4 protein-coding genes are annotated in these 3,435 nt (G+C 71.6%); 2 read left to right on the top strand and 2 right to left on the bottom strand.

What is annotated here, in order from left to right; genetic code table 11:
• Positions 1 to 790: ROK family protein (locus ACTWQE_RS33840; protein ID WP_443332923.1), on the bottom strand; the 790-nt coding region annotated here is incomplete at its 3' end.
• Positions 791 to 1,184: 394 nt separating this feature from the next.
• On the opposite strand from ACTWQE_RS33840, the gene ACTWQE_RS33835 reads away from it, so the two are divergent.
• Positions 1,185 to 1,850, top strand: a complete 666-nt coding sequence (locus tag ACTWQE_RS33835; RefSeq protein WP_443332922.1) for a GNAT family N-acetyltransferase — start codon at positions 1,185 to 1,187, stop codon at positions 1,848 to 1,850.
• 54 nt (positions 1,851 to 1,904) lie between these two features.
• Here the strand turns inward: ACTWQE_RS33835 and ACTWQE_RS33830 are convergent, their stop codons facing one another.
• Positions 1,905 to 2,414, bottom strand: coding sequence for a tetratricopeptide repeat protein (locus tag ACTWQE_RS33830; protein ID WP_443332921.1), 510 nt, complete (start codon positions 2,412 to 2,414; stop codon positions 1,905 to 1,907).
• Between the two features lie 188 nt (positions 2,415 to 2,602).
• Here ACTWQE_RS33830 and fdhD point away from each other — a divergent pair.
• Positions 2,603 to 3,435, top strand: an 833-nt coding sequence (fdhD, locus tag ACTWQE_RS33825; protein ID WP_443332920.1) for a formate dehydrogenase accessory sulfurtransferase FdhD, incomplete at its 3' end; no start/stop codon positions are given.

Below are 3,435 nucleotides of genomic sequence, written 5' to 3'. Positions count from 1 at the left end.
CGAGCGCCGCGCCGCCGAAGCATGCCTCCAGACAGCCGCGGTTGCCGCAGGCGCACTGGCGGCCGTCCGGCTCGACCTGAATGTGGCCGATGTCGCCCGCGCTGCCCGTCGTACCGCGGTGCACTTCGCCGCCGACGACGATGCCGCAGCCGATACCGGTGCCGATCTTGACGCAGAGGAAGTCCTGGACGGAGCGGGCCACTCCGGCGTGCTGCTCCCCCATCGCCATCAGATTCACATCGTTGTCGACCATGACGGGGCAGCCCAGCTCCTGGCTGAGCGCCTCGCGTACGGGGAACCCGTCCCAGCCGGGCATGATCGGCGGCGCGACGGGGACGCCCTCGGGGAAGCGCACGGGCCCGGGAACGCCGACCCCGGCGCCGTCGAACCCCTCCGCGACGCCCGACGCACGCAGCTTCGCGGCCATGGCGAGGACTTGCTCGAACACCGCGACCGGGCCCTCACGGACGTCCATGGGGTGGGTCAGATGGCCGAGAATCTCCAACTCGGCGTTGGTCACCGCCACATCGACGGATGTGGCGCCGATGTCCACACCGAGGAAGCGCAGAGCGGGGGCGAGCCGGACGTTGTGGGAGCGGCGGCCGCCACGGGAGGCGGCGAGTCCGTCGGCGACCACGAGCCCGGTGTCCAGCAGACGGTCGATCTCCACGGCGAGCTTCGAGCGCGAGAGGTCGACCTGGTCGCCCAGCTGCGCCCGGGAGTTGGGCCCGCCGTCACGCAGCAGACGGAGCAGACGCGCCTGATGCGCGTTGGCGGGTCGAGCCGTCATGCGCCTCACATGCCCCTCCCTGCCCGCCCATCAGCGTCGGGCCCCGGCGGGGCCGAAGCGGCCCACGGGGCTTTCACAGGAAACGTAGCAGCGGTCGTCGGGACGCGGAAGAACTTCATCAGGAATCAGCAGCGACTTTCTCCCTTATGAGGACAAAGATGGGGATGGATGGGGGTGAACCGGCCCTTGTGCACCGCGAGTTAGGCTGAGAGCGCCTCAGCTCGCGTCGGACCGGCCGGTTGACCCGGGCGTGCCACGCGTGCCCGCCCGTATCCCGGCCACCACCACCGGCACCGAACGACCGACGGACAACCGACGGACGACCGACGAACGACCGACGAACGACCATCGACGACCATCGACGACCACGTCGAACGACTCCGGAGCGCAGGACGTGACCAAGGATCAGTCAGCCGCCGCCCACCCCGCCGTCCGTCGCGCCCGCGCGGAGGAACGGGAAGCGATCAGCCGGCTGCTGGGAGAGGCGTTCATGGAGGATCCGGTCAGCGCCTGGGTGTTCCCCGATGAGGAGCACCGGCGCGTCGTACAACCCCGGTTCTTCGGCGTCTTCCTGGACGCCGCGCTGCGCGACGGCTGGGTGGATGTGACCGAGGACCTCTCGGCGGCGGCGCTCTGGCTGCCCATATCGGCGGACGGCGGCGGTGAAGGAGACGGTGACGGTGACGGCGGGAACCGCGGGGGCCACGGGGAGGACCCGGGCGATGACATGGCCGAGCTCGTGGCCCAGGCCGACCCCGGCAATGAGCGCACCGGGATCATCGGGCAGCTGACGGCCCAGGCGCATCCGGAGGACCGGTCGCACTACTACCTGCCCGCCATCGTCGTCGCCCCGGGCCGGCAGAGCGAGGGGCTCGGCACCGCACTGCTGACGACCGTGCTCGAACGCTGCGACCGCGAAGGGGTCCCCGCCTACCTGGAGGCGAGCAACGCGCGCAGCAAGGCGCTGTACGAGCGCCACGGCTTCGTCTTCACCGGCACGACCGTCGATCTTCCGGGCGGCCCGCCGATGTGGCCCATGTGGCGCGAGCCGCGCCGCTGACCAAGGGTTGGCGGTGACGGCGCCGGGGTGGGCGACGCCAGCTTCCGCAGGATGTCACCGCGGTTCGGCGGGGCCGGCGGACAGCTCCCCCGCGTAGGTCGCCAGCGAGAGGTTGTACATCCGCAGGTGAGGGGCGAGGGCGGCCAGCGCCAGCCCCGCCGCCTCCCTCTCCCGCCCCATGTCGGCGAGCGCCAGCGACAGGAACGCGGCGACAGCGTCATCGAGTTCGTCCGATCCGGCTTCCCTTTCGTCGGTGAGCAGGGCGGCGCTCTCCTCGGGCCGGCCCAGATTGCGGAGCGTGCTGGCCAGCTGGATCACGGCACGTCGGCGCTGCGGACCGGCCAGACCGGCGGCGAGCGCCTGCCGGTAGAGCGGGGCGGCCTTCTCCGGGTCTCCGGTGGAGTCATGTGCCCCCGCCAGCTCGAACAGGGCTGCCGGATGGCCGGAGGGGAGTTCGGCTGCCAGCGCCGTGACCTCGGCGACGAAGTCGGCGGGGCCGTAGTCGTCGAACGTGGCCCACAGGTCCGCGATCCGCCGGTCCCATTCCGGCTCGGTGGTCGTCATCGCCGCAGCATCTCACCCTCCGCCTCCGCGACCAACGGTTTTCGGCGCCGGACCGCCGGATGAAGCCGGGCCGCCAAGGCAGGACAATGAGACCGTGGCCACCCCGGCCACAGCACGGACAGCCCACCGGCACAGACAGCCACCAGCACAGACGCCCACCAGCACAGACGAGACCAGGACTGATCACTATGGGACGGGTCACCGAGCGACGCCGGGTCCTGCGCATCCGCGACGGAGCGGTCAGTACGCGCCCGGACACCCTCGTCTCCGAGGAGCCTCTGGAGATCCGGCTGGGCGGCAAGCCGCTGGCCATCACCATGCGCACACCGGGCGACGACTTCGCGCTCGCCGCCGGTTTCCTGGTGAGCGAGGGCGTTCTCGGCCACGCGGAGGAGCTGAGGAGCATCGTGTACTGCGCGGGCGCCACCGCCGACGGGTCGAACACCTACAACGTGGTCGATGTCCGGCTCGCGCCCGGTGTGCCCGTGCCGGACATCACGCTCGAACGGAATGTGTACACCAGCTCCTCCTGCGGGCTGTGCGGAAAAGCCAGCCTGGACGCCGTACGCACCGCCGCCCGGCGGCCGATCGCCGACTCCCCCAGGGTGCGTGTCGAGCCCGCGCTCCTGTCCGCCCTCCCCGACCGGCTACGGGCCGCGCAACGCGTCTTCGACCGCACCGGCGGCCTGCACGCCGCGGCGCTCTTCTCCCCCGAGGGCGAGCTGCTGGATCTGCGGGAGGACGTCGGCAGGCACAACGCCGTCGACAAGCTGATCGGCCGCGCCCTGCAGTCCGGCGCGCTGCCGCTGTCCCGGGCGATCCTCCTGGTCTCGGGCCGCGCGTCGTTCGAACTCGCCCAGAAGGCGGTCATGGCGGGCATCCCGCTGCTGGCCGCGGTCTCGGCGCCGTCCTCCCTCGCGGTGGACCTGGCCGACGAGACCGGACTCACCCTGGTCGGCTTTCTGCGCGGCGGCTCGATGAACGTGTACGCGGGCGAGGAACGCATCGCCCTGACCACCCC

This window comes from Streptomyces sp. 8N706, assembly GCF_052245415.1.
GTDB lineage: Bacteria > Actinomycetota > Actinomycetes > Streptomycetales > Streptomycetaceae > Streptomyces.
The sequence above is the reverse complement of the archived record's forward strand: the minus strand, read 5'-3'. Positions and strand labels throughout refer to the sequence as shown.